Origin of the sequence: Martinezella lusitana (assembly GCF_016901135.1) — a bacterium.
In the GTDB taxonomy this organism is placed as follows: Bacteria; Pseudomonadota; Alphaproteobacteria; order Rhizobiales; family Rhizobiaceae; genus Rhizobium; species Rhizobium lusitanum_D.
Window position 1 is genome coordinate 64261 of the sequence record NZ_JAFEVL010000066.1, and the last position, 23509, is coordinate 87769.

Sequence of the window (23509 nt, forward strand, 5' to 3'; positions counted from 1 at the left end):
CATTCGAGATAAAATCCGAAACGAAGGAACGAGAGAGCCTTCCCGCTCCTGATGCTCGCGGGGTTATCCGCGCCCAAATCTCAAGGAATACCGAGACGGATCTTCCCGAGCGCCACGCCGGAAGACGCGGATTCCGGGGCCTGACCAATTGACATTCGCTGCCGTTATGACACCGTTTCGGCTTGTTGCTGAAACACCGTTTTGAGGCAAAATGACAAAACGATCGCAAGCAGTTATCACCACGGCCGAAGAGCGCCCGCGCGACGGATGGGACGACCCGGTCCATGGCCGCATATCCTGGCACACGCTGCTGAGCAGCGACATCACCCCCACCGACAGCTTGAGTGCCGGCATTGCGGAACTTGTCCCCGGCGGCGAGCTCAAGCCGCACCGGCACGACCCGTCGGAGATCTATTTCGTCTTCGAGGGAACCGGCATCGTACGGATCGACGGGCAGGAAACCACGGTCAAGCCCGGCACGACAGTCTTCATTCCCGGCAACGCCGAACACGGCATCCGCAACGAATCAGGCGCAAACCTGAAGTTTTTCTACGTCTTCCCGACCGGCTCTTTTGCGGACGTGGTCTATCGTTTTCCGGAAAACTGACGAATCTCAAGACCGTTTTTATCTAGCAAGCGATCTGGGAAACATGGGCAACCAAGGCCCAATATGGCGGAGAGGGTGGGATTTGAACCCACGATGCCCTTGCAGGCATGCCGCATTTCGAGTGCGGTGCATTCGACCACTCTGCCACCTCTCCGGTTATGCTGGTCGGCGCGTTTGAGCGCGGGCGTTCTCATAGCGAGAGACGGGGGGGATGGCAAGGGCGAATATGAAAGCTTTTCATCCTTTTGCCTTGACAGATCAGGGGGGCTTATATATCCCGTGCGACGCAATAGGTGTGGATAAGTCCGCGCCTTGCCGCCTTGCTTTGCGCAAGGTTTCACCGGCAGATCTTCTTGAGGGCCTCAAGCCTTTGGAATCCCTGCTAAGTTTCGACTGATAAAAAGACGGCCGCTTGTCCTTGTTGGCAAGAGAGCCGGAACGAACATGAAAGGATAAAAAATGTTCGCAGTCATCAAGACCGGCGGTAAGCAGTACCGTGTGGCAGCCGACGACGTGCTGACCATCGAGAAGCTGGAAGTCACCGCCGGCGACATCGTAGAATTCACCGAAGTCCTCGTTATCGGCGAAGGCGCCGACGCTGCGATTGGTGCTCCCTTCGTCAAGGGCGCTTCCGTCAAGGCCGAAGTGGTCGAGCACAACCGCGGCAAGAAGGTCATCGCCTTCAAGAAGCGCCGTCGTCAGAACTCGAAGCGTTCGCGCGGCCATCGCCAGCATCACACGGTCGTCCGCATCACGGACATCGTGGCTGCCAAGTAAGTAACGGGATCAGGGTTTAAAGGAGAACTCCAATGGCACACAAAAAAGCTGGCGGTTCGTCGCGCAACGGTCGCGATTCCGAATCCAAGCGCCTTGGCGTGAAGAAGTTCGGCGGCGAGAACGTCATCGCAGGCAACATTATCGTGCGTCAGCGCGGCACGCAGTGGCATCCGGGCACCAACGTTGGTCTCGGCAAGGATCACACGATTTTTGCGCTTACCGCGGGCAACGTGAACTACCGTACGAAGGCCAATGGCCGCGTGTACGTGTCTGTAATGCCGAAAGCGGAAGCAGCGGAATAGCCGGAAGCGCTTTAAAACAGCCGGCGTCTCATCGACCCGGCTGACCGCATCAGGTTCAGTTCAGAAAAAAGGGGAGATGGGGCGCCATCTCCCCTTTTTCTTTACCCTCAACCAAGGAGGACTGAACCATGCAAGGCGAATTGTTAAGGGAAGACCAATCAAGGTCTCCCGAAGAGCGGCTGAGGCCGGAGCGGTTAAGGACCGATTGCCCTGTCTTACTGTCGGAAAGGCTCGTTCTGCGCGCGCCCCACGAAGAAGACATCGACGCCCTTGCCCATCTCGCCAACAACGCCAATGTCGCCACTATGGTATCGCGCATGCCGCACCCGTATACGACCAATGATGCCGCCGATTTCGTGCGACGCACGAAGCTTGGCGAGATTGGCAAGTGCGTCTATGCGATTACCAAAGCCGATAACGGCGCCTTTCTCGGATGCTGCGGCGTCGAGCCGACCGCCGATCCACGCACCGTCGAGATCGGCTACTGGCTGGGCGAACCGCACTGGAACCAGGGCTATACGACGGAAGCCGCCCATGCCCTGATCGACATGGTCTTCCGCACGCGCGAAAACGTCGGCCAGATCGACGCCCGTTGCCGGGTCATGAACGTCGCCTCGAGACGGGTCGTGCAGAAGTGCGGCTTCCAGTTCCAGGGGTCCGGCCTTGCCGCTTCCCTGGCGCTCGGCAGCACCGTGCCGGTCGAATGGTACAGGCTCGACCGGAAGACCTGGATATCGTTGCGTAGCTGGGGAGGTCTGAGATGAACGCGCTCGCTCTCAACCGCCGCAATGACAGGATCCTGATGCCAGGCCCGTCGCCGGTCATCCAGACCGGACGGCTGACGTTGCGCCCGCACCGGCTCAGCGATGCGGACGCGATTGCGGAATCGCTTTCCGATTTCGCCGTCACTCGCATGCTGGCCCGCGTGCCCGCGCCCTATGACCGGCAGGATGCGCTGGACTGGCTGGTCCAGCACACTTCCGGCCTGGGTATCGATTGGCAACTGGCCATCACCGAGGGGGACGATGCCCATATCGGCTGCGTCGCCGTCGAGCTCCGGCACGGCCGGTGGCATCTCGGCTACTGGCTGAACCGCTACTACTGGCGGCGCGGCATCATGACCGAGGCGGTGAAGGCTGCCTTGGAACGCTTTGCCCGCCGCATGCCCGAGGTCGCCGTCCATTCCGGCGCCTTCGCCGATAATCCGGCATCCTTGAAGCTGCAGCAGAAGCTCGGCTTCGAGATCACCGGATGCTCGGAGATCTACAGCTTTGCCCGCAACACCATGGTTCCGCATATCGAAACCGTGCTGAAGCCGGGCGCGCTGCGGCTCTCGCAGGCGGCGTGAAGCCCTGAAAACCAGCTATCGCCGGCCCGGCCGGCGATAGCGCCACACCAATCGCGCTGTTCTTCATGTTATGACAGGTCGACCGCACGATATTCTTTGACCTCAGCCCGAAGCGCCTATATCGAAGGCGACATGACGGGTAAATGGCCGCTCGATGCGTCCTTATGGATGCGCAAAAGGCGGCTGAAATCGATTAAAGAGCGCATAGGCTTTTCTAAATCCCATTCGATCCGAAGGGATATGCGCCGACACCGGGTGACGGACGTAAGATGAAATTTCTCGATGAAGCAAAAGTCTATATTCGCTCAGGCGACGGCGGTGCGGGCAGCGTCTCGTTCCGGCGCGAGAAGTTCATCGAGTTCGGCGGACCAGATGGCGGCGATGGCGGCCGAGGCGGCGACGTCTGGGTCGAGGCGGTCAACGGCCTCAACACGCTGATCGACTTCCGCTATCAGCAGCATTTCAAGGCGACGATCGGCACGCATGGCATGGGCCGGAACCGCGCCGGCGCCAAGGGCGAAGACGTAACGCTGAAGGTGCCTGTGGGAACGCAGATCTTCGAAGAAGACGGGGAAACCCTGATCTGCGACATCACGCAGGAGGGCCAACGCTTTCGCCTGGCGCCAGGCGGAAATGGCGGCTTCGGCAACGCCTATTTCAAATCCTCGACCAACCAGGCGCCGGATTGGGCCAATCCTGGTCTGCCGGGCGAAGAAAAGACCATCTGGCTGCGGCTGAAGCTGATTGCCGATGCCGGCCTCGTCGGTCTGCCGAATGCAGGCAAATCGACTTTTCTCGCCTCTGTCAGCCGTGCACGGCCGAAGATAGCCAACTATCCATTCACGACGCTGCATCCCAATCTCGGCGTCGCCACCATCGATGGCCAGGAATTCGTGCTGGCCGACATTCCCGGCTTGATCGAAGGCGCGCATGAAGGCGTCGGCATCGGCGACCGCTTTCTCGGCCATGTCGAGCGCACGCGCGTGCTGCTGCATCTCGTCTCCGCCCAGGAAGAGAAGGTCGGCAAGGCCTACAAGACGGTCAAGCACGAGCTTGAAGCTTACGGCAACAACATAACCGACAAACCTGAAATCGTCGCGCTATCGCAGATCGATGTGGTGGACGAGGAAACGCTGAAGAAGAAAACGCGCGAGCTGGCACGAGCCTGCGGCAAGACGCCCTTCCAGATCTCCGCCATCACCGGCCGCGGCATGACCGAAGTGCTGCGCGCGCTGCGCGACGTCATCGTCGAAGCCAATACGGGTGAGGCCGACAGGCCGGCAAAAACGCATAAGATACGCCATCGCGACCTGCAGAGTTCCGACGATGTGGACGAGGATCAGCAGGGATGACCGCCCGCAAGCCGCTCGACCGCTATCGCCGGATCGTCATCAAGATTGGCTCGGCTCTTCTCGTCGATCGCAAGACCGGCCTGAAGAAATCCTGGCTCGACGGCATGTGTGCCGACATCGCCGCCCTGAAAGCCAAGGGCATCGACGTCCTCGTCGTCTCATCCGGCGCCATCGCGCTCGGCCGTTCAGTGCTCGACCTGCCCTCCGGCGCCCTGAAGCTGGAAGAAAGCCAGGCCGCCGCAGCCGTCGGACAGATTTCGCTCGCCCGCGCCTGGTCCGAAAGCCTGTCGCATGACAATATCGTCGCCGGCCAGATCCTGCTGACGCTCGGCGACACGGAAGAGCGCCGCCGCTATCTGAACGCCCGCGCCACGATCAACCAGCTGCTGAAGATCGGCGCCGTGCCGATCATCAACGAGAACGACACGGTCGCGACCAGCGAAATCCGCTATGGCGACAATGATCGTCTCGCCGCCCGGGTCGCCACCATGACCGGCGCCGACCTTCTGGTGCTACTGTCAGACATTGACGGGCTCTATACCGCCCCGCCGCATCTCGATCCGCAGGCACAATTCCTCGATACGATTGCCGAGATCACGCCTGATATCGAGGCCATGGCCGGCGGCGCCGCATCCGAATTGTCGCGCGGCGGCATGCGCACCAAGATCGATGCCGGCAAGATCGCCACCGGCGCCGGCTGCGCCATGATCATCGCCTCCGGCAAGACCGATCACCCATTGAATGCCATTGAGAACGGCGCTCGCTCGTCCTGGTTTGCACCTTCGGGCACGCCCGTCACCGCCCGCAAGACCTGGATCGCCGGACAGCTGCAGCCGGCTGGCGAGCTGCATGTCGACGAGGGCGCGGTGACCGCGCTCGGCGCCGGCAAGAGCCTGCTGCCCGCCGGCGTGCGCAAGGTCGCCGGCCATTTCGGCCGCGGCGATACCGTGGCCGTGATCGGCCCTTCGGGCCGCGAAATCGCCCGGGGCCTCGCCGGCTACGACGCCGAGGAGGCGCGCCAGATCACCGGCCGCAAGTCGGCGGAGATCGAGGCTATCCTCGGCTATGCCGGCCGCGCCGCCATGGTGCACCGCGACGACCTCGTCATGACCGCGTCCGTCAAGACGAAGGCCGAGAAGTTGAAGAAGGATGAAGCCCATGCTTGATACTGTCGCACAAAGCCCCGACATCGAAGCGCTGATGAACGATATCGGCCGCAAGGCCCGGGCTGCGTCGCGACCGTTGGCTTTCGCCTCGACAGAGAGCAAGAACAAAGCGTTGAGCGCCATGGCAGACGCCATTCTGGCCGGCAAGGATCATATCCTTGCCGAGAACGCCAAGGATTTGAAGGATGTCGAGGGTACGGATATGCTCGCCTCCTTCGTCGATCGCCTGACGCTGAACGACAAGCGCGTCGCCGAGATGGCCGAGGGCATTCGCGCCATCGCCGCTTTGCCGGATCCGGTGGGCGAGGTCATCGCCGCCTGGGACCGTCCGAACGGGCTGAAGATCGAGCGCGTCCGCACCCCGCTCGGCGTCATCGGCGTCATCTTCGAAAGCCGGCCGAACGTAACAGCCGATGCCGGCGCGCTCTGCCTCAAGGCAGGCAATGCCGTGATCCTGCGCTGCGGCAGCGATTCGCGCCGTTCGTCGCAGGCGATCCACGACTGCCTGGTTGAAGGGTTGAAGGTCGCAGGCCTGCCGGAACATGCCATCCAGCTCGTGCCGGTCAGCGACCGCGCCGCCGTCGGCGCCATGCTGCGGGGCCTCGAAGGCAATATCGACGTCATCGTGCCGCGCGGCGGCAAGAGCCTGGTCGCGCGCGTGCAGACAGAGGCGCGCGTGCCGGTCTTTGCCCATCTCGAAGGCCTTTGCCACATCTATATCGATGCTTCGGCCGATCTCGACATGGCGAAATTGATTGTCGTCAACGCCAAGATGCGGCGCACCGGCATCTGCGGCGCGGCCGAAACGCTGCTGGTCGATTCGAAGGTCGCCTCTACCCATCTGAAGCCGCTGCTCGACGGGCTTACCGAAGCAGGCTGCGAAATTCGCGGCTCCGCCGAGGTGCTGCAGCTCGTGCCCGACCTGAAAGCGGCAACCGAGGAAGACTGGACGACGGAATATCTGGCGGCGATCATCTCCGTTGCGCTCGTCGACGGCATTTCCGGCGCCATTGCCCATATCGGCAAATATTCGTCCAACCATACCGAAGCCGTCATTGCCGAAGATCCTGATGTCGTCGAGCGCTTCTTCACCGAGATCGATTCGGCGATCCTTTTGCACAATGCCTCGACGCAATTCGCCGATGGCGGCGAATTCGGCATGGGCGCCGAAATCGGCATCGCCACGGGAAAGATGCATGCCCGCGGGCCGGTCGGCGTCGAACAGCTCACATCCTTTAAATACCGCGTGCGCGGCACCGGACAGATACGGCCCTGACGTGCTGAGAGAAGAGATCGATCAACGCTATCTGCGCATGCCCCATGCCGAGCGCGGCATGGTGGTCGGTCTTTTCGGCGGCTCGTTCAACCCGCCGCACCGCGGCCACGCGCTTGTGGCCGAGATCGCCATTCGCCGGCTCGGCCTCGATCAGCTCTGGTGGATGGTGACACCGGGCAACCCACTGAAGAATCACAATCATCTTGCGCCGCTTGCCGAACGTATCGCGCTCAGCGAAATGGTTGCCCGCGATCCGCGCATCAAGGTGACGGCATTCGAGCAGGCGCTCGGCATGAACTACACGGCCGATACCCTGGCTCACGTGAAAGCCCGCAACAGCCGGGTGCATTTCATCTGGATCATGGGCGCCGACAGCCTCAATACGTTCCATCGCTGGCAGAAATGGGAGGAGATCGCCCGCACCTTCCCGATCGCCGTCATCGACCGGCCGGGATCGACGCTGTCCTACCTCTCCGCCAAGATGGCAAAGACGTTTCACTACGCCCGCGTCGACGAGGATGATGCCCGGGTGCTTTGGAAAAAGCGTGCTCCAGCCTGGACCTTCATCCACGGACCGCGTTCGGCGCTCAGCTCGACAGCCCTGCGCGCGGCACAATAATTCACTGAATTTTCAGGAAGACCCCAAAAAGTGAAAAGCCCGACGGGGGAGGAGGATCCGTCGGGCTTTCAAACCTGATCAGCAACTGGGAGGAGGATAGTTACTGATCCATATCGAAAGGCATTGGGAGGAGGAGATTGCCGTTTCGATGATTCAGTTTTAGCAGATTTTGCCGATTGATAAATGGACGATTGCGCATTGCAGCAATGCACTAATCGCATAACTCTGAAAACTTCCTGCCCAAAAAACGCTTCTTTTTCAAATTGTCTGATTTTTTAACGTCACCCCAGCTCCAGAAGCGGGAGCGGAAAAGCGTCAGAACCCACGGTTCGTAACGTTACGTCTTGTTTCGTGAGCGTTCGCCAAACCACTGGGCGAATCCAGTCATGCGTTTTTGACGTAGCAAAATTCCCTCATATGCGCCTTTGGAAAGAAAACCCATAAAATTCGTGGGGTTACGTAGCAACAATGCGATATATTTTTCGAGATACATCCCTAGCCAAGCTTCGCGTGTCGTTATATCTCTCAAAACATGTCGACATCTTTGGGGAGAAATAAGATGGCCACCAGCCGACGCCGATGGATCAAACTTGCAACCGCCGCCCTTTCCGCCGCGTGGCTCGGCCTCTCGGTCAATCCAACGCCGGCACTCGCCGCCGACAAGATCGTGGTTTTTGCTGCCGCCAGCATGAAAAACGCGCTCGACAATGCCGATGCCGCCTTCACCAAGGAGACGGGCAAGGAAGTTACCGTTTCCTACGCCGCGAGCGGGCCGCTCGCCAAGCAGCTTGAAAACGGCGCCCCCGCCGATGTCTTCATTTCCGCCGACACCAACTGGATGGACTATGTCGCGGGCAAGAAATTGATCAAGGACGACAGCCGCACCAACCTCCTCGGCAATAAGCTCGTTCTCGTCGCCGCCAAGGAAAAGGCCAAGCCGGTCGAGATCAAGCATGGCCTAGATCTGGCCGGCCTTCTCGGCGACGGTCGCCTGGCGATCGGCCAGCCGGAATCGGTGCCGGCCGGCAAATACGGCAAGGCAGCGCTTGAAAAGCTCGGCGTCTGGGCTTCGGTTGAAAAGAAGGTCGCCGGCGCTGAAAGCGTGCGTGCGGCACTCGCTCTGGTTTCGCGCGGCGAGGCACCCTACGGCATCGTCTATCAGACCGACGTTTCAGCCGATCCGGGCGTTGCCGTCGTCGGCACCTTCCCGGCAGACAGCCACCCGCCGATCGTCTATCCGATCGCAATTACCAGCAACAGCACCAATCCGGATGTGCAAGCCTATTTCGACTATCTGAAATCGGCTAAGGCTGTTCCGTTCTTCGAGCACGAGGGCTTCACGATCCTGAAGCGGTGAGCATTCACACCGCATATCAGGCATTAGGAGTTCAATGATCCAGGCTCGCCGACCCATGGCGGGCTTGAGATGTTTTAAGGGGCGGGATTTGGACGCATTGGGTTTGAGCAGCGATGAATGGACGGCCATCGAGCTGAGCCTGCGCGTTTCCATTGTCGCCATGCTGGTCAGCCTGCCCCTCGGCATCGCAGCCGCGTATCTGCTCGCACGCGGCAGGTTCTGGGGCAAATCGATCCTGAACGGCATTATCCACATGCCGCTGATCCTGCCGCCTGTTGTGACCGGCTTCATCCTTCTCATCCTCTTCGGTCGCAAGGGGCCGATCGGCTCGCTACTCGAGCAATATCTCGGCATCGTCTTCTCGTTCCGCTGGACGGGCGCCGCACTCGCCTGCGGCGTCATGGGCTTTCCGCTGATGGTCAGAAGCATCCGCCTGTCGATCGAAGCCGTCGACCGCAAGCTCGAGGAGGCGGCCGGCACCTTGGGCGCCAACCCCATATGGACGTTCCTGACCGTGACCCTGCCGCTGATCCTGCCCGGCATCATCGCCGGCATGATCCTGTCCTTCGCCAAGGCCATGGGCGAGTTCGGCGCCACCATCACCTTCGTCTCCAATATTCCAGGCGAGACGCAGACCCTGTCTTCGGCCATCTATACCTTCACCCAGGTGCCGGGCGGCGATGCCGGTGCAATGCGGCTGACGATCGTCGCCATCGTCATTTCCATGGCCGCCTTGCTCGCCTCGGAATTCCTCGCCTATCTCGCCGGCAGGAGGGTGGATTTCGAATGACGCTCTCTGTCGACATCCGCCATCGCCTGGGCACTTTCTCGCTTGAAGCCGCGTTCACCTCCGACGGCGGCGTGACAGCCCTTTTCGGCCGTTCCGGCTCGGGCAAGACCTCGATCATCCGCATCATCGCCGGCCTCATCCGGCCCGATCATGGCCGCGTCAGCCTTGACGACAGCGTCCTTGCCGATACCGACAGGCAGGTGTTCGTTCCGCGCCACCGCCGCCGCTTCGGCTATGTCTTTCAGGAGGCGCGCCTGTTCCCGCATCTGTCCGTGCGGCAGAACCTCAACTACGGCCGCTGGTTCGCGCCTAAGAACGAGCGCAGCGAAAGCTTTGACGGGGTGGTCGATCTCCTCGGCATCGCCGCGCTGCTCGATCGCAGGCCGACCAAGCTCTCCGGCGGCGAGAAACAGCGCGTCGCGATCGGCCGCGCACTCCTCTCTTCGCCACGGTTGCTATTGATGGACGAACCGCTGGCCGCACTCGATGAAGCGCGAAAGGCGGAAATCCTTCCCTATCTCGAACGACTGCGCGACGAGACGAAGATACCGATCATCTATGTCAGCCACTCTATCGCCGAGGTGGCGCGGCTGGCCAACCGCGTCGTCGTCATGCGCGACGGCAAGGTGGAGACGATCGGCCCCGCCCTCGATATCTTCAGCCAGCTTTCCGGCCCGCTGGCGATCGACCGGCGCGAAGCCGGCGTGCTGCTAGAAGGCTGCGTCGAGCATATAGAGGATCGGCATCGCCTGACCGTCGTCGCCCTGAAGGCGGCGAAGCTCTTCGTACCCGGCCAGGCGGCCGCTATCGGCAAGACGGTGCGTGTCCATATCCCCGCTCGCGATGTCATGCTGGCGACAGCCAGGCCCGAAGGCCTCAGCGCACTGAATATTCTCGAAGGCGAGGTGCGCGATATCGGCGCGGCAGCCGATGGAACCGTGGAGGTGAAGGTCGATTGCGGCGGCGATATCGTGCTTGCCCGCATCACGCAGTTCTCGGCCGAGCGGCTAGGTCTGCGGATCGGCCTGCCGGTCCATGCGGTCATCAAGACCGTGGCGCTTGAGCAATAGGGATTGATCAAGACTTCTCGGACGAAGCCTCCGCCTGACTGCGATTGGCTTCGAGCCACTGTAGATCGGCGGCTATCGCCGCGCGCAGGGTCGTTTCCATGCCGCGAAAGCGCTGCAACAATTCTTCGCCGAACGGAGTAAGGGCAGCACCGCCGCCCTTCTGGCCACCGCGCTGCGATTCGACGACCGGCTCCCGGAACATATGGTTCAATTCGCTGATGAGCAGCCAGGCCCGGCGATAGGACATATCCATGGCGCGGCCGGCGGCCGAAATCGAGCCGGTTTCCCGAATATGCTCGAGAAGTTCCATCTTGCCGCGCCCGAGCCGATCCTGCCCAGAAAAACTGATGCGGAGAATAGGCTTCAACGATGGCTGCGGAGTGTCGGTCATGGCATCTGGGCGTTGTGGTCTGCCTTCGTGTATACGCGGCCTTCGCGCGCCTGTACATGGCGGCTGGAATGGACAAGCGACGGCACGGGCCTATCTGATCTTCAGCTCCATGACGCATCGATGCCGACAATATCGGCAACGAAAAACTGCGTTTTGCATACGGATTGGAAAAACGATGTCAGCCTATATCATCTCCGATGTCACCGCCAAGGATGCCGACGCCTTTCAGACCTACCGGACCCGCGCCGCTGCCTCCATAGCCCAATATGGAGGCCGTTATCTGGTCCGTGGCGGCCCGATCGAACAGCTGGAAGGAAACTGGACGCCGCGAGCGATCATCGTCGTGGAGTTTCCGGACATCGAACGGGCGAGAACTTGGTATCGTTCTCCGGAATACGCGTTTGCTCTCGAAGTTCGCGATCAGGCTCTGAGCCGAAACCTCATTCTTGTCGACGGAATAGGCCAGGAAGGCTGACGACGCAGCCGCCAAAGTGATCATTTGCCCATATATGGTGCGAATGCACGGGGTTTTGATACAAATCCTTGTCTTTGCAGCCGATAGATGACCGCCTGCGTCTTGAAACCTTAATGCTTTGATGCCTATCTTTGTAGCGTGATCGACTCAGATCGCGTATGAGCATGTTCTGTTACTCAAGGAAGGAAGAGCACTGACAACAGTACACGCCAAGGGGAGAACGCCTGTCGTTATCCCGAAGAGCTCGGAACGTGGCGCCGATGCCGCTGCCCGCGCCCTGCAAGCCGTCCTCGCAAGCCTCGAGGACTCCAAGGCCGAAAATATCGTTACCATCGACATTGCTGGCAAATCCGCGCTTGGAGACCATATGGTCGTCGTCTCCGGTCGCTCGAGCCGCCATGTCCTGGCGATTGCCGACCATGTCATGACCGACCTCAAGGACGAGGGCTTCGGCAATGCCCGCGTCGAAGGTCTGGATGGCGGCGACTGGGTGTTGATCGACACCGGCGACATCATCATTCACGTCTTCCGTCCCGAGATTCGCGAGTTCTACAACATCGAGAAGATGTGGGCCGCGCCTGACCTCGACGAAGGCACGCTGCACTAGCCGATCCAAGGGCGCTGTTCCCGGCCCCGGTTGGCAGCTTCGTATCGCCGGACATGACTGTCCGGCAAGAGTTTGGTTTTGTGCCGCCATCATGGCGGTAGGCTTGGGAGCGGGAATGCGGATAGGTCTTTTTGCCGTGGGACGGTTGAAAACCGGCCCTGAAAAGGATCTTGCGGCTCGCTATCTCGATCGTTTCGCCAAGGCCGGGCCGGCAATCGGCCTGGAGCTGGCGCGCATGACCGAGGTCGCCGAAAGCCGTGCCTCCAATGGCGAGACCCGCAAGCGCGAGGAGGCGGCTCTGCTGCAAAAGGCGCATCCGGAAGGCGGCGTTCTCATCCTGCTCGACGAACGCGGCAAGGCGCTTGATAGCGAAGCCTTCGCCGCCATGCTCGGAACGTTCCGCGATCAGGGCAAGCGCGACCTGACGATCGCCATCGGCGGTGCCGACGGGCTCGACCCCTCTCTCTACGACAAGGCCGACATGACCATATGCCTCGGCAAATTGACCTGGCCGCACCAGCTCGTGCGCATCCTCATTGCCGAACAGCTCTACCGCGCGGTCACCATCCTCTCCGGCCATCCCTATCACCGGGTCTGACCTCCAATCGCGGCAACTTGCCTCCTTCGAAAACAGTTTGGCTTTCGGTCATTTTGCGTTAACGAAACGCTCACACAGGCGTGTTTTGATTCCCGCTTCAAAAATGACGATGCTTCCTAGCTGATCGCGGCAAATCGGCTTATTTTCACGCGATCCGAAGGGACCAGGCCCGAACCGACTGGATGAGAAAAGCCCCGCCCATGCTTTCCCGGCTTCTGCTGCCATCTTTGGCCGCATGCTTTGGCGTGAGCATCTATGTGGCAGGTCCGTTTTCTCTCAAGGACATGGCCCTGGCGCAGGAGGCCGGTGCCGGCACGACACAAGCGCCCGACGAACGTCCTTCGACGACAGCGTCCACTACGCCTGCGCAACAGGCCCCCGACCCGGCCGCCGAACTCGCCCGCAAGCGCGACGAGACCCGTGCCGAACTGGAGACGCTGTCGAAGACGATCAACCTTTCCTCCGACAAGAAGAAGGAGCTGGAAGACAGCATCGCCTCGCTCGACAAGAGCACCACCAGCCTGCGCCAGGCATTGATCGACAGCGCCGCCCGCCGCAAGGAAATGGATAGGAAGATCCAGCAGAGCGAGAAGACGTTGACGGATCTCGCACTCAAGGAGGACAAGATCCGCGCCTCCCTGCACGACCGCCGCGCCCTGCTGGCCGAGGTTCTGGGCGCGCTGGAGCGCATGGGTCGCAATCCGCCGCCGGCGCTCCTGGTCACACCGGATGATGCGCTCGCCTCTGTGCGCAGCGCCATTCTTCTCGGTGCGGTCGTGCCCGGAATGCGCAAGGAAACGGACAAGCTCATCGCCGACCTGACCGACCTCAGCAAACTGCATGCCGACGCCGCTGCCGAAAAGGCCAGTCTCACCGCCACCATGACCAACAGTCTGGAGGAGGAGCGGCGCATGGACCTGCTGGTCGCCGAGAACGACAAGCACAGCAAGGAAAATGCCACCCAGCTCGAGGCCGAACGCAAGCGCGCCGAGGAGCTTGCAGGCCAGGCGACCAGCCTCGAAGGGCTCGTCGCTTCGCTGGAAAGCCAGATCGGCTCGGTCCGGGATGCAGCGGCCGCTGCCCGGGCGGAGGAGGCCCGCAGGGGGCAATTGACCGACCAGCAGCGCGAGCAGGCAAAGGCCTTGGCCGAGAACGGCGTGCCCGATAAAAACCGCATTGCGCCCGCATATCCCTTCTCCGATCTTAAACAGAAGTTGGAGTTGCCTGTGGCGGGCGATATTCTCCGCCAGTTCGGCGACGACGACGGCACGGGCCACACGGCGATGGGAGCAACCATTGCGACCGGCCCCGATGCGCTTGTCACCGCTCCCGCCGATGGCACGGTCGTTTACGCCGGCGCGTTTCGCAGCTACGGCCAGATGATCATTTTAGATACGGGCGACGGCTACCACATGGTGCTGTCGGGAATGGACGCGATCAAGACGCGTCCGGGCAGATTTGTCTTCGCCGGCGAGCCGCTCGCCGTGATGGGCCAAAAAAGAGTCGCGAGCGCGACCGCATTGGCGCTGGAAACGGATCGGCCAACGCTTTACATTGAATTCAGAAAAGATGGGAAGCCGGTCGATTCTCGACCCTGGTGGACCTCCAAAGACACTGGAAAGGCACGCAATGATACGTAGGGCTTCTCTTGTTCTCGTTGGCGCATTGATGGGTGCGACAGCGATGGGCGTTATCTACACGGCGGTCGTGCCGGCGGAAGCCGCTGGCGCGTCCACCTACAAGGAATTGTCGATTTTCGGCGATGTCTTTGAGCGTGTTCGTGCCCAATACGTGACGCCGCCGCAGGAAGACAAGCTGATCGAGTCCGCGATCAACGGCATGCTGTCCTCACTGGATCCGCATTCGAGCTACATGAATGCCAAGGATGCCGAAGACATGCGCACCCAGACCAAGGGTGAATTCGGCGGTCTCGGCATCGAAGTCACGATGGACAACGATCTCGTCAAGGTCATCACCCCGATCGACGACACGCCCGCCGCCAAGGCCGGCGTCCTCGCTGGCGACTACATCACCGCCATCGACGGCCAGTCCGTGCGCGGCCTGAAGCTGGAAGACGCTGTCGAGAAGATGCGCGGCCCGGTCAAGACGCCGATCAAGTTGACGCTCATGCGCAAGGGTGCCGACAAGCCGATCGAGCTCACCATCGTCCGTGACGTGATCGCTGTTGCCGCGATCAAGTCGCGTGAAGAAGGCGGCGATGTCGGCTATATCCGCATCATCTCCTTCACGGAAAAGACCACGCCCGACCTCGAATCCGCGATCGCCAAGATCAAGAAGGATATCCCGGCCGACAAGCTGAAGGGCTATGTTCTCGACCTGCGCCTCAACCCGGGCGGCCTGCTCGACCAGGCGATCAACGTCGCCGACGACGTGCTCGAGCGTGGCGAAATCGTTTCGACCCGCGGCCGCAATCCGGACGAGACCCGCCGTTTCAACGCCACCCCGGGCGACCTGACCGATGGCAAGCCGATCATCGTGCTCATCAACGGCGGTTCGGCTTCAGCTTCGGAAATCGTCGCGGGCGCTCTGCAGGATCTGCGTCGCGCCACGGTCCTTGGCACCCAGTCCTTCGGCAAGGGCTCCGTCCAGACGATCATCCCGCTGGGTGACGGCAACGGCGCGCTTCGCCTGACGACGGCGCTCTACTACACGCCGTCGGGCCGCTCGATCCAGGGCACCGGCATTACGCCCGACGTCAAGGTCGACCAGCCGCTGCCGGACGATCTGAAGGGCAAGCTGACAACAGAAGGCGAATCGAGCCTTCCGGGCCACATCAAGGGCCAGAGCGAAACCGACAAGGGCTCCGGCTCGTCGGCCTATGTGCCGCCGGATCCGAAGGATGATATCCAGCTCAACTACGCGCTCGACCTGCTGCGTGGCAGCAAGACGGATCCGTCCTTCCCGCCGAACCCGGAAAAGGCAGTTTCCTCCAAGTAAGGAAATGGCGCCGGGCTGGAAACAGACCCGGCGCTTTCATAAGGAGGGAGCGGAACTTGCGTATCGTTCCGCTCTTCTCGATCGAACGAGCGTGGTCTCGTTCAAAGGCTGTTTCGTTCATGTTTTGACACTTTGAGCCTGAGGCACGGTTTTCCGTTGTGGTGACAACGCTGGAAAGCGGAATGCTCAGGGCCGGAACAATTTCCCGTTTGGGGCGGATACGGACTTTGGGAACGGATTTGCATGCACCGCTGGGACAGAATCGCGGCCCCGGCCGTCAGCGGAGACTGCCGCCCTTCGGGCGCATTCTTGGCGGCTTCTGTCTGATCGCCATCGCCGGCTTTTCCCTTTATTCGGCGCTGCTGCGCGACGATCTCAAGAAAACCCAGCCGATCGAGACCGCCAAGAAGGAAGAACCCGCGCCCGCTGTCGAAGAGAAGCCGGCGGCAACGGGCCTGACGCAGGTCGATCCGCAATCCGGCGCCAATACCTCGCGCATCGTCACCGGTGACGGTTCCGTCGTCACGATGTTCAGCCCCAACAATCGCGATGGCAACGGCCCAGTATTGATCAACACCAACCAGGTCGGCCAGGACCCGCGCATGGCGGCAACGCCGAACGACAACCTGCTGGAAAACTCGCCCTTCGGCAAGTTGCCGATCACGGGACCGAGCGGCTTGAGGCCAATGGATCAATATGCGAGGCCCTGGTCCGGTGCGCGCGGCACGCGCGTCGCCATCGTCGTCAGCGGCCTCGGCCTTAGCCAGACCGGCACCCAGCGCGCCATCGAGAAGCTGCCGGAAGAGATAACGCTCGCCTTTGCGGCCAGCGGCAACAGCCTGCAGCGCTGGATGCAGGATGCGCGGCGCGGCGGCCACGAGATCCTGATTCAGGTGCCTTTCGAACCCTTCGACTACCCGGGCAACAATCCGGGTCCCGACACGCTCCTGACATCGTTATCCGCCGCGAAGAATATCGACAACCTGCACAAGGCGATGGGCGAGATCACCAACTATACCGGTGTGATGAACTATCTCGGCGGCCGGTTCCTTTCCAACACCGGCGCCATGGAGCCGGTACTGCGCGACATCGGCAAGCGCGGCCTGCTCTTCCTCGACGACGGTTCTTCCGCGCAATCGAAATCCGGGACGCTCGCCAAGACGCTGGAGGTGCCGCATGCCTTTGCCGACGTGCAGCTCGACGGAGAATTGCAGCAGGATGCGATCATGAAGAAACTCGACGAGCTCGAGCGCATCGCCCGGCGCAACGGTTCGGCGATCGGCGTCGCCTCCGCCTTCGACGAGAGCGTCGACGCCATCAGCAAGTGGAGTGAGGAAGCCGCCATGCGCGGCATCGAAATCGTCGCGGTCTCGGCGCTTGCCGACGACCCCAAGCATCCCTGATCTTTGGAGAGAAAGATGAGCAAGCCCCACGCGCCCGTGAAGGCCGAAGACCTGCCCTACCGCCCTTGCGTCGGCATCATGGTGCTCAACCGCGATGGCCTGGTCTGGGCCGGCCGGCGCATTCCGATCGGCAATTCCGAATATGACGGCTCTCCGCAGCTTTGGCAGATGCCGCAGGGCGGCATCGACGCGGGCGAAGATCCGCTGGAGGCCGCCTATCGCGAGCTCTATGAGGAAACCGGGATGAAGACGGTGACCCTACTGGCCGAAGCGAAGAACTGGATCAACTACGATTTGCCTTCGCAGCTGATCGGCATCGGCCTGAAAGGGAAATTCCGCGGCCAGACCCAGCGCTGGTTCGCCTTCCGTTTCGACGGCGACGAAAGCGAAATCGCCATCAACCCACCGCCGGGCGGCCATGACCCGGAATTCGACGCCTGGGAATGGAAGCCCATGGCAACGCTTCCCGGCCTCATCGTCGCCTTCAAGCGATCGGTCTACGAACAGGTCGTCGCCGAATTCCAGCATCTGGCGAGCCTGAAGGCTGAAGACTGAACGGGGGTCCGGCCGCTGAAAAAGCGGCCGGCTTCGTAATACCGGTTATTCTGCGGAATCGGCAGAATCTGCGTTCAGCTGGCCGTACTTGGCTTCGCCGATCTTTCCGAGCAGCTCGAGCTGGGTTTCCAGGAAGTCGATATGGCCTTCCTCGTCCGTCAGCAGCTCTTCGAACAGCTTCATCGAGACATAGTCGCCGGCGTCATGACAGATGTCGCGCGATTTCTTGTAGGCCGTGCGGGCGTCGTATTCGCCGGCGAGATCGGCCTCCAGCACTTCCTTGACATTCTGGCCGATACGCAGCGGTGCCAGCGTCTGCAGGTTCGGATGTCCCTCAAGGAAGATGATGCGGGCAACGAGGCGGTCTGCGTGCTGCATCTCCTCGATGGATTCCGCACGCTCCTTCTTGGCCAGCTTGGTGTAGCCCCAGTCTTCGAGAAGTCGGTAATGGACCCAATACTGATTGACTGCGCCAAGCTCGAGGAACAGTGCCTCGTTAAGCCGCTCGATGACTTTTTTGTCGCCTTTCAATGTCCGCTCTCCTGCTGTCTTCATGAAATTTTTTCAAGCGGGACATGAAATCAAATATTTCGGCTTCCGTCGAGTGGCGACGGGCATGATAATCCTCGGTTGTCTGTATAATGATATCAACGACATTCGGGAAACAGCCGCAGCAGCGACCGCGCTTCGACATGGCGTGATAAACCTTGGTGGGGACGATGAGCTGCCAACAGTCCTCATCGAGGAGTTCGGTGATGACCTCCCGGATTTCCTTGTCGGTGATGTAATTACAGCTACAAACCAGCATTCTTCGCTCAGCCCGTCAAACATGACATCCGCTGTCTTGTTATCTGCTAAAGAAGACGCCCTTTGTCAAGAAAGAAACGATTCATTTTGATGGCAGGCGAAACCGGTGGCACATGCCCCCGGATGCAAACCCTTGCATTTCAATGAAAGTTGCGGCCTCGCGGCATCACCTTCGCCGTTTCGACAATATCGGTGCGGCCTTCCGTCGCTGCCCCGGCATCGCGCTCCAGCGGGTCGGGCGATACACGCCTCTTCTTTTGTCGGTGGTCCATCGTCGGCCGCAGCGCCTCGTCCGCCCGGTCGCTGACGCCGAAACGCCGTGCCTCGCGCTGCAGAATACCGAGCGCCGCGGTCATGTCCTCGATGTAGTCGACCACCACATGGATGACGCCGCTCTCGCTTTGCAGGCGACCGCGAATCTTCACCAGCCGCGCACCCATGACGATGGCGCGATATTTCTCGAATATTTTCGGCCAGACGATCGCATTCCCGACGCCGGTCTCGTCTTCCAGCGTCATGAAGATCACCCCCTTGGCCGAACCCGGCCGCTGGCGTACCAGCACCAGACCCGCGATCGTCACCATCCGTCTATTCGCCACATTGGGCAAATCCCGGTTCTGCACGATGCCCATGTTGGCGAAGTCGGCACGCAGGAACGAAACCGGGTGCGCCTTCAGGGACAGCGACAGATAGCGATAGTCCTCGATAACCTGCTCGCCGGGCAGCATCTCGGGCAGCGCGACAGCCGGCTCGACCTGCAGTTCCGCATGGTCGCCAAGATCGAAGAGGGGAAGTGTTTCCGCAGCGCTGCCGGCATCGAGCGCCCGTACCGCCCATAACGCCTCACGCCGGCTCAAGCCGATGGAAGCGAAAGCATCGGCATCCGCCAGGCGCTCGATCTGCGACTTGGCAAGCCCGGAGCGCAGCCAGAGATCGCGCACGGACCGATAGCCATCGCCGCGACGCTCGACGAGCTGTTCCATCTCCTCATCCGACAGGCCCTTGACCTGCCGGAAACCGAGGCGGACGGCACGGTTCGTCTTGATGTGGTCGCGCATCGACGCATGGCGCGGCTCGATCGCATCTTGATCGAAGCGCGCTTCCTCCAGCAGGCAGTCCCAGCGGGAATGATTGACATCCACCGGCCGCACCTCGACGCCATGCTCGCGCGCATCGCGCACCAGCTGCGCCGGCGCATAAAAGCCCATCGGCTGGGCATTGAGGATCGCCGCGCAGAAGACATCGGGATAATAGGTCTTCAGCCAGGAAGAGGCGTAGACGAGCAAGGCAAACGAAGCCGCATGGCTTTCGGGGAAGCCGTATTCGCCAAAGCCCTTGATCTGCTCGAAGCAATTCTTGGCGAATTCACGATCATACTCCTTCGCGACCATGCCACTGATCATCTTCTCCTCGAAGGTGTGGATGGTCCCGGTTCGCTTGAACGTCGCCATCGCTCGGCGCAACTTGTCAGCCTCCGCAGGCGTAAACCCTGCTGCCGTAATCGCGATCTGCATGGCCTGCTCCTGAAACAGGGGAACGCCCAGCGTTCGCTTCAGAACCTCCTTCAGCTCTGGACTTGGATAATCGAGCTCCTTTCCCGCCCGATCAGCCTCCCGCCGCTTGAGATAGGGATGCACCATATTGCCCTGGATCGGGCCGGGGCGAACGATCGCCACCTCGATGACCAGATCATAGAATTCGCGGGGCCTGAGACGCGGCAGCATGCTCATCTGCGCCCGGCTTTCGATCTGGAAGACGCCGATCGTATCGGCGCGGCAGATCATGTCATAGACCGGCTTGCCATCGGGGTAATTGGCGTAACCAAGATCGGCGAGTTGCTTCTTCACGTCGTAATGCAACAGCAGCAGATCGAAGGCCTTGGCGAGACAGGTCAGCATACCGAGCGCCAGAACGTCGATCTTCAATATATTGAGGTTATCGAGATCGTCCTTGTTCCACTCGATCATGTAGCGATCGTCCATCGCCGTGTGCATGATGGGCACCACTTCGTCCAGCCGGTCCCGGGTGATGACGAAACCGCCGACATGCTGGGTCAGGTGCCGCGGAAACCCCATCAGCGTCGTGGCATAGGAAAGGACGTTCCGTGTCGTCATGTCGGTGAGATCGAGACCGGCGAGCTTAGCCTCTCGATCCGACAGCTCCTCCGTCGACCAGCCCCAGACGCCGCTGGCAAGAGCTGACTGCACATCCTCCGATAGGCCGAAGGCCTTGGCCACTTCACGCCCGGCCGAGCGTGCCCGATAGCTGGTGACCGCCGCCGTCAGGCCGGCATGCTCGATGTGATAATGGTCATAAATAAACTGGATAACCTGTTCACGCTTCTCATGCTCGAAATCGACGTCAATATCCGGCGGCTCCTCGCGTTCCGTCGAGATGAAACGCTCGAATAGAAGCGTCGTAATCTTCGGATTGACTTCCGTGATCCTGAGACAATAGCAGACCACGGAGTTGGCGGCTGAACCGCGCCCCTGACACAGAATATTCTGGCTACGAGCAAACTCCATGATGCGACGCACCGTCAGGAAATAGGGCTCATATTGCCGCTCACGGATAAGAGCGAGCTCATCATTGATCTGTTTCACGACCTCATCGGGAATTTTTTCGGGATAACGCCATCTCGCGCCCTCCCATGTCAGCCGCTTCAGCGTTTCCTCAACGGTTTCGCCATCAACGCTTTCGTCAGGATAATTATGCTTCAGCTCATCCAGCGAAAAAGACAGCCGACTAAAGAACTTCTGCGTATTGGCGATCGCCTTCGGATAATCCCTGAAAAGGCGCGCCATCTCGGCGGCACCCTTCAGATAACGTTCGGCATTGGCAGCGAGCCTGAAGCCAGCTTCGGCGATCGGCACATGCTCGCGGATCGAAACGACGATGTCGGCAAGCGGCTTGCGTTCGGTCGCGTGATAGAGCGGCTGGTTGCTGGCGATCAGCCGCACTCCGTTGCGCAATGCGATGATGGAGAGCGTGGCAAAGACCATCCGATCCCGCCCGTCATAGGCGGGCGACAAGACCATATGGAGCTTCCTGCCGAAGCGCATCCACAGCCGCGCCAGGCATTGCTCAAGCCTCTGCTGCCCTTCCGTCGTCTCGACGCTCTCGGCATCGGGAACGATCGCCAGCATCATCTCGTCACCCCATTCCATCAGGTCGGCTTCTTCAAGCTTACAGGAGCCTTTCTCAGCCTTGAGATTGCCGGCGCTCAACAGCCGGCAGAGATGCGCCCAGCCCTTGCGGTTTTGCGGATAGGCGAGAATGTCGGGTGTGCCGTCCGAAAAGACCAGGCGAGCGCCGGGCTGGAAAGCGACCGGCTTCAGGAGCGGCTTTTCCGGTTTCCCTTTGGCTCGAAGTTCAATGTTTTCCTTAACGGTCTTCTCATAGTCCGCCTGGAGAAGCTTGGTATGCGCATGCGCCTTGACCACGCCGGCAACCGAATTGCGGTCGGCAATTCCAAATCCGGAAAGCTTCAGGAGGGCAGCCTGTACCACCATCTCCTCCGGATGCGAGGCACCTTCGAGAAAGGAGAAGTTCGTTCTCACCCCGATCTCGAAGAAGGGCGCCGGTTCGTGAAAGCTCGGACGCGCGTTCATGCGAAAACTCCATGCATGTACCAGTCCGGCGCCGTCCCGCCTTGGCCGTAAAGCCCCTTGCGGAACAGCCAGAAACGATGGCCCTCCTCGTCTTCGACCTGGAAATAATCACGGGCAGGCGTTTCCTTTTCCTCGATCCACCATTCCGCCGAAAGCCGTTCCGGCCCTTCGGCGCGCAGGACCCGGTGCATGACACGCCGCCAGCGGAACTGCCGGGGCGGGCCGTCAGGCACTTCGGCGGCAACAGTTTCGATCAGCTCCGGCATGCGAAACAGCCGCAACGGCCGCTCACCGCGGAAAAAGCCGCGGCCGGCATAGTTGCTGCCCGTCCGCCTGCGAGCGGCAAGAATGTCCATGGCGGGCACCGGTCGAGCGGCCCTTTCGGGAATATGACTTTCCCTGAGCTCGAAACCCTGCAGGCAATCCGGTCCCAGCCGCGCCGCAACCCGGTCGGCGAAGGCGGCGAGCGACGTGCCCTGCCGGTCCTCCGCGACGAAATCGCCTTGCATCGCGTCGAAGGGCGCATGCTGCAGGACATTCAGGCGGACGATCTCGAAACCGTATCCCACATCGAGATCGTCATGAATGGCGGTAAAGCGCTCCGTAAACAGGCTGGCGATCCGCCTTGGTTCCCGCAGCGGCTGCGATGCCCCGGCGGCAATGCGGAATACCGCCCCATCCACCCTGAACAGCAAAAGCTCGAAGGAGCGGCCGCCGACACCACGCGCTTCCAACCCCGGTTTCAGCGTTTCGGCAAGCTGGCGGGCGAGCTGCAGAATATCGGCTTCCGCCTGTATCGGTTCCGCAAGCCGGCGCTCGACAGACAATTGCGCGACCGGCCGGCGCGGCGAAATCGGCTCTTCGACCAGGCCGACGGCCTGATCAAGCCGCAACAGCAGCTGCGCGCCGAAACGGCGGGCAAGCGGTGCGCGCGGTGCGATGAGAAGATCGCCCACCTGCTTCAACCCCAGCTTCTGCAACGCGGCGATGGTCTCCTCGCCGAGCCGCAGCGAAGCCACGGGCAGCGGCGCCAGCGCCTCCTCCATGGCTTCAGGGGGAATGATGCGGCTTTCCTCGAAACGGGCGACCGCCCAGGACAGGCCGGGCGCCGAGGAAATGGCGCCGCGCACATCGAGCCCCAGCCGGGAAATCCGGATCAATATATCCTCAAGCAGCGCCTCTTCGCCGCCGAAGAGATGGGCACAGCCGGTAATATCGAGAAACAACCCATCCTTGCCGTCGATCGCCACCAGCGGCGTATAGCGATCGCACCAGTCGGCGATCGCTTCCAGCAGCTTGCGATCCGCTACGTGATCTTCCTCGATGACATCGAGGGCAGGGCAGATTGCCCTCGCCTCGGCCACGCCCTGACCCGGCTTCAGCCCGATCATCTCCGCCCGCTCGTTGAGCGCGGTAAGCCGCATGGCATTGTTCAGCTTG

At 61.1% G+C, this 23509-nt stretch carries 24 protein-coding genes, 1 tRNA gene and 1 pseudogene; 20 read left to right on the forward strand and 6 right to left on the reverse strand.

Features of this window, described 5'->3' with window-relative positions:
- Positions 1-211 precede the first annotated feature (211 nt).
- Complete coding sequence (locus JTP94_RS28395; RefSeq protein WP_204853775.1) at positions 212-607, forward strand: cupin domain-containing protein; 396 nt, start codon at positions 212-214, stop codon at positions 605-607.
- Positions 608-671: 64 nt separating this feature from the next.
- Here the strand turns inward: JTP94_RS28395 and JTP94_RS28400 are convergent.
- Positions 672-761 (reverse strand) — tRNA-Ser (locus tag JTP94_RS28400).
- A 305-nt stretch (positions 762-1066) separates the two neighbouring features.
- Between JTP94_RS28400 and rplU the strand changes: the two genes are divergently transcribed.
- From rplU to modC, 11 genes are all read left to right on the forward strand, one after another.
- Complete coding sequence (gene rplU / locus JTP94_RS28405; RefSeq protein ID WP_034510937.1) at positions 1067-1384, forward strand: 50S ribosomal protein L21; 318 nt, start codon at positions 1067-1069, stop codon at positions 1382-1384.
- Positions 1385-1416: 32 nt separating this feature from the next.
- Positions 1417-1686, forward strand: a complete 270-nt coding sequence (gene rpmA, locus JTP94_RS28410; protein ID WP_034481233.1) for a 50S ribosomal protein L27 — start codon at positions 1417-1419, stop codon at positions 1684-1686.
- A 128-nt stretch (positions 1687-1814) separates the two neighbouring features.
- The gene (locus JTP94_RS28415; protein ID WP_204853776.1) at positions 1815-2450 is read left to right on the forward strand and encodes a GNAT family N-acetyltransferase; all 636 of its coding nucleotides are present in this window, start codon (positions 1815-1817) and stop codon (positions 2448-2450) included.
- The gene (locus JTP94_RS28420) at positions 2447-3034 is read left to right on the forward strand and encodes a GNAT family N-acetyltransferase (RefSeq protein WP_204853777.1); all 588 of its coding nucleotides are present in this window, start codon (positions 2447-2449) and stop codon (positions 3032-3034) included. Before JTP94_RS28415 ends, JTP94_RS28420 begins: the two co-directional genes overlap by 4 nt.
- 269 nt (positions 3035-3303) lie before the next feature.
- Positions 3304-4386 (forward strand): GTPase ObgE, encoded by a 1083-nt coding sequence (gene obgE / locus JTP94_RS28425; protein ID WP_204853778.1) that lies wholly within the window; start codon positions 3304-3306, stop codon positions 4384-4386.
- Positions 4383-5552 carry a glutamate 5-kinase gene (proB, locus tag JTP94_RS28430; protein ID WP_204853779.1) on the forward strand — a complete coding sequence of 390 codons (1170 nt, stop codon included), beginning with the start codon at positions 4383-4385 and terminating at the stop codon, positions 5550-5552. Before obgE ends, proB begins: the two co-directional genes overlap by 4 nt.
- A complete protein-coding gene (locus JTP94_RS28435) occupies positions 5545-6828 on the forward strand; it encodes a glutamate-5-semialdehyde dehydrogenase (RefSeq protein ID WP_204853780.1) in 1284 nt (427 codons plus the stop codon). The genes proB and JTP94_RS28435 overlap by 8 nt, the downstream gene beginning before the upstream one ends.
- Before the next feature lie 37 nt (positions 6829-6865).
- A complete protein-coding gene (locus tag JTP94_RS28440; protein ID WP_234903911.1) occupies positions 6866-7447 on the forward strand; it encodes a nicotinate-nucleotide adenylyltransferase in 582 nt (193 codons plus the stop codon).
- A 559-nt stretch (positions 7448-8006) separates the two neighbouring features.
- Positions 8007-8804 carry a molybdate ABC transporter substrate-binding protein gene (gene modA / locus JTP94_RS28445; protein ID WP_204853781.1) on the forward strand — a complete coding sequence of 266 codons (798 nt, stop codon included), beginning with the start codon at positions 8007-8009 and terminating at the stop codon, positions 8802-8804.
- An 88-nt stretch (positions 8805-8892) separates the two neighbouring features.
- Positions 8893-9594 (forward strand): molybdate ABC transporter permease subunit, encoded by a 702-nt coding sequence (gene modB, locus JTP94_RS28450; RefSeq protein ID WP_204853782.1) that lies wholly within the window; start codon positions 8893-8895, stop codon positions 9592-9594.
- Complete coding sequence (modC, locus tag JTP94_RS28455) at positions 9591-10664, forward strand: molybdenum ABC transporter ATP-binding protein (protein ID WP_204853783.1); 1074 nt, start codon at positions 9591-9593, stop codon at positions 10662-10664. The genes modB and modC overlap by 4 nt, the downstream gene beginning before the upstream one ends.
- A gap of 7 nt (positions 10665-10671) precedes the next feature.
- Here the strand turns inward: modC and JTP94_RS28460 are convergent, their stop codons facing one another.
- On the reverse strand, positions 10672-11055 hold the full coding sequence (locus tag JTP94_RS28460; protein WP_204853784.1) for a winged helix-turn-helix domain-containing protein: 384 nt from the start codon (positions 11053-11055) through the stop codon (positions 10672-10674).
- Positions 11056-11230: 175 nt separating this feature from the next.
- Between JTP94_RS28460 and JTP94_RS28465 the strand changes: the two genes are divergently transcribed.
- The 7 genes and pseudogenes from JTP94_RS28465 (at position 11231) to JTP94_RS28495 (ending at position 17651) form a co-directional block, all read left to right on the forward strand.
- Positions 11231-11530 carry a DUF1330 domain-containing protein gene (locus tag JTP94_RS28465; RefSeq protein ID WP_204853785.1) on the forward strand — a complete coding sequence of 100 codons (300 nt, stop codon included), beginning with the start codon at positions 11231-11233 and terminating at the stop codon, positions 11528-11530.
- Positions 11531-11694: 164 nt separating this feature from the next.
- A pseudogene (rsfS, locus tag JTP94_RS28470) lies at positions 11695-12137 on the forward strand (ribosome silencing factor).
- 115 nt (positions 12138-12252) lie between these two features.
- A complete protein-coding gene (rlmH, locus tag JTP94_RS28475; protein ID WP_204853786.1) occupies positions 12253-12735 on the forward strand; it encodes a 23S rRNA (pseudouridine(1915)-N(3))-methyltransferase RlmH in 483 nt (160 codons plus the stop codon).
- A 182-nt stretch (positions 12736-12917) separates the two neighbouring features.
- Entirely contained in the window at positions 12918-14375 is a 1458-nt protein-coding gene (locus JTP94_RS28480) for a murein hydrolase activator EnvC (protein ID WP_204853787.1), read from the forward strand.
- Positions 14365-15693, forward strand: a complete 1329-nt coding sequence (locus JTP94_RS28485) for a S41 family peptidase (protein WP_204853788.1) — start codon at positions 14365-14367, stop codon at positions 15691-15693. The genes JTP94_RS28480 and JTP94_RS28485 overlap by 11 nt, the downstream gene beginning before the upstream one ends.
- 227 nt (positions 15694-15920) lie before the next feature.
- Positions 15921-17096 (forward strand): divergent polysaccharide deacetylase family protein, encoded by a 1176-nt coding sequence (locus JTP94_RS28490; protein ID WP_204853789.1) that lies wholly within the window; start codon positions 15921-15923, stop codon positions 17094-17096.
- Positions 17097-17111: 15 nt separating this feature from the next.
- The gene (locus JTP94_RS28495; protein ID WP_204853790.1) at positions 17112-17651 is read left to right on the forward strand and encodes an RNA pyrophosphohydrolase; all 540 of its coding nucleotides are present in this window, start codon (positions 17112-17114) and stop codon (positions 17649-17651) included.
- Between the two features lie 45 nt (positions 17652-17696).
- Here the strand turns inward: JTP94_RS28495 and bfr are convergent, their stop codons facing one another.
- Positions 17697-18182 (reverse strand): bacterioferritin, encoded by a 486-nt coding sequence (gene bfr, locus JTP94_RS28500; protein ID WP_075853386.1) that lies wholly within the window; start codon positions 18180-18182, stop codon positions 17697-17699.
- Entirely contained in the window at positions 18148-18420 is a 273-nt protein-coding gene (locus tag JTP94_RS28505; protein WP_312038197.1) for a (2Fe-2S)-binding protein, read from the reverse strand. The genes bfr and JTP94_RS28505 overlap by 35 nt, the downstream gene beginning before the upstream one ends.
- Between JTP94_RS28505 and JTP94_RS35965 the strand changes: the two genes are divergently transcribed.
- Complete coding sequence (locus JTP94_RS35965) at positions 18307-18549, forward strand: hypothetical protein (RefSeq protein WP_312038198.1); 243 nt, start codon at positions 18307-18309, stop codon at positions 18547-18549. The genes JTP94_RS28505 and JTP94_RS35965 overlap by 114 nt on opposite strands.
- Positions 18550-18598: 49 nt before the next feature.
- Here JTP94_RS35965 and JTP94_RS28510 read toward each other — a convergent pair whose 3' ends face one another.
- On the reverse strand, positions 18599-22069 hold the full coding sequence (locus tag JTP94_RS28510) for an error-prone DNA polymerase (RefSeq protein ID WP_204853792.1): 3471 nt from the start codon (positions 22067-22069) through the stop codon (positions 18599-18601).
- Positions 22066-23493: a DNA polymerase Y family protein gene (locus JTP94_RS28515; protein WP_246755401.1), complete on the reverse strand. Its 1428-nt coding sequence runs from the start codon at positions 23491-23493 to the stop codon at positions 22066-22068. Before JTP94_RS28515 ends, JTP94_RS28510 begins: the two co-directional genes overlap by 4 nt.
- Positions 23494-23509: the final 16 nt, after the last annotated feature.

What these genes read in the sequence shown, in the direction of transcription:
- JTP94_RS28415 (WP_204853776.1), top strand. Translation starts at nt 1,815, where the DNA reads ATGCAAGGCGAATTGTTAAGGGAAGACCAATCAAGGTCTCCCGAAGAG.
- JTP94_RS28510 (WP_204853792.1), bottom strand. Translation starts at nt 22,069, where the DNA reads ATGAACGCGCGTCCGAGCTTTCACGAACCGGCGCCCTTCTTCGAGATC.
- JTP94_RS28495 (WP_204853790.1), top strand. Translation starts at nt 17,112, where the DNA reads ATGAGCAAGCCCCACGCGCCCGTGAAGGCCGAAGACCTGCCCTACCGC.
- JTP94_RS28435 (WP_204853780.1), top strand. Translation starts at nt 5,545, where the DNA reads ATGCTTGATACTGTCGCACAAAGCCCCGACATCGAAGCGCTGATGAAC.
- rplU (WP_034510937.1), top strand. Translation starts at nt 1,067, where the DNA reads ATGTTCGCAGTCATCAAGACCGGCGGTAAGCAGTACCGTGTGGCAGCC.
- JTP94_RS28395 (WP_204853775.1), top strand. Translation starts at nt 212, where the DNA reads ATGACAAAACGATCGCAAGCAGTTATCACCACGGCCGAAGAGCGCCCG.
- modC (WP_204853783.1), top strand. Translation starts at nt 9,591, where the DNA reads ATGACGCTCTCTGTCGACATCCGCCATCGCCTGGGCACTTTCTCGCTT.
- JTP94_RS28440 (WP_234903911.1), top strand. Translation starts at nt 6,866, where the DNA reads ATGCCCCATGCCGAGCGCGGCATGGTGGTCGGTCTTTTCGGCGGCTCG.
- rpmA (WP_034481233.1), top strand. Translation starts at nt 1,417, where the DNA reads ATGGCACACAAAAAAGCTGGCGGTTCGTCGCGCAACGGTCGCGATTCC.
- rlmH (WP_204853786.1), top strand. Translation starts at nt 12,253, where the DNA reads ATGCGGATAGGTCTTTTTGCCGTGGGACGGTTGAAAACCGGCCCTGAA.
- JTP94_RS28515 (WP_246755401.1), bottom strand. Translation starts at nt 23,493, where the DNA reads ATGCGGCTTACCGCGCTCAACGAGCGGGCGGAGATGATCGGGCTGAAG.
- JTP94_RS28485 (WP_204853788.1), top strand. Translation starts at nt 14,365, where the DNA reads ATGATACGTAGGGCTTCTCTTGTTCTCGTTGGCGCATTGATGGGTGCG.
- proB (WP_204853779.1), top strand. Translation starts at nt 4,383, where the DNA reads ATGACCGCCCGCAAGCCGCTCGACCGCTATCGCCGGATCGTCATCAAG.
- JTP94_RS28460 (WP_204853784.1), bottom strand. Translation starts at nt 11,055, where the DNA reads ATGACCGACACTCCGCAGCCATCGTTGAAGCCTATTCTCCGCATCAGT.
- obgE (WP_204853778.1), top strand. Translation starts at nt 3,304, where the DNA reads ATGAAATTTCTCGATGAAGCAAAAGTCTATATTCGCTCAGGCGACGGC.
- modA (WP_204853781.1), top strand. Translation starts at nt 8,007, where the DNA reads ATGGCCACCAGCCGACGCCGATGGATCAAACTTGCAACCGCCGCCCTT.
- JTP94_RS28480 (WP_204853787.1), top strand. Translation starts at nt 12,918, where the DNA reads ATGAGAAAAGCCCCGCCCATGCTTTCCCGGCTTCTGCTGCCATCTTTG.
- JTP94_RS28465 (WP_204853785.1), top strand. Translation starts at nt 11,231, where the DNA reads ATGTCAGCCTATATCATCTCCGATGTCACCGCCAAGGATGCCGACGCC.
- JTP94_RS28420 (WP_204853777.1), top strand. Translation starts at nt 2,447, where the DNA reads ATGAACGCGCTCGCTCTCAACCGCCGCAATGACAGGATCCTGATGCCA.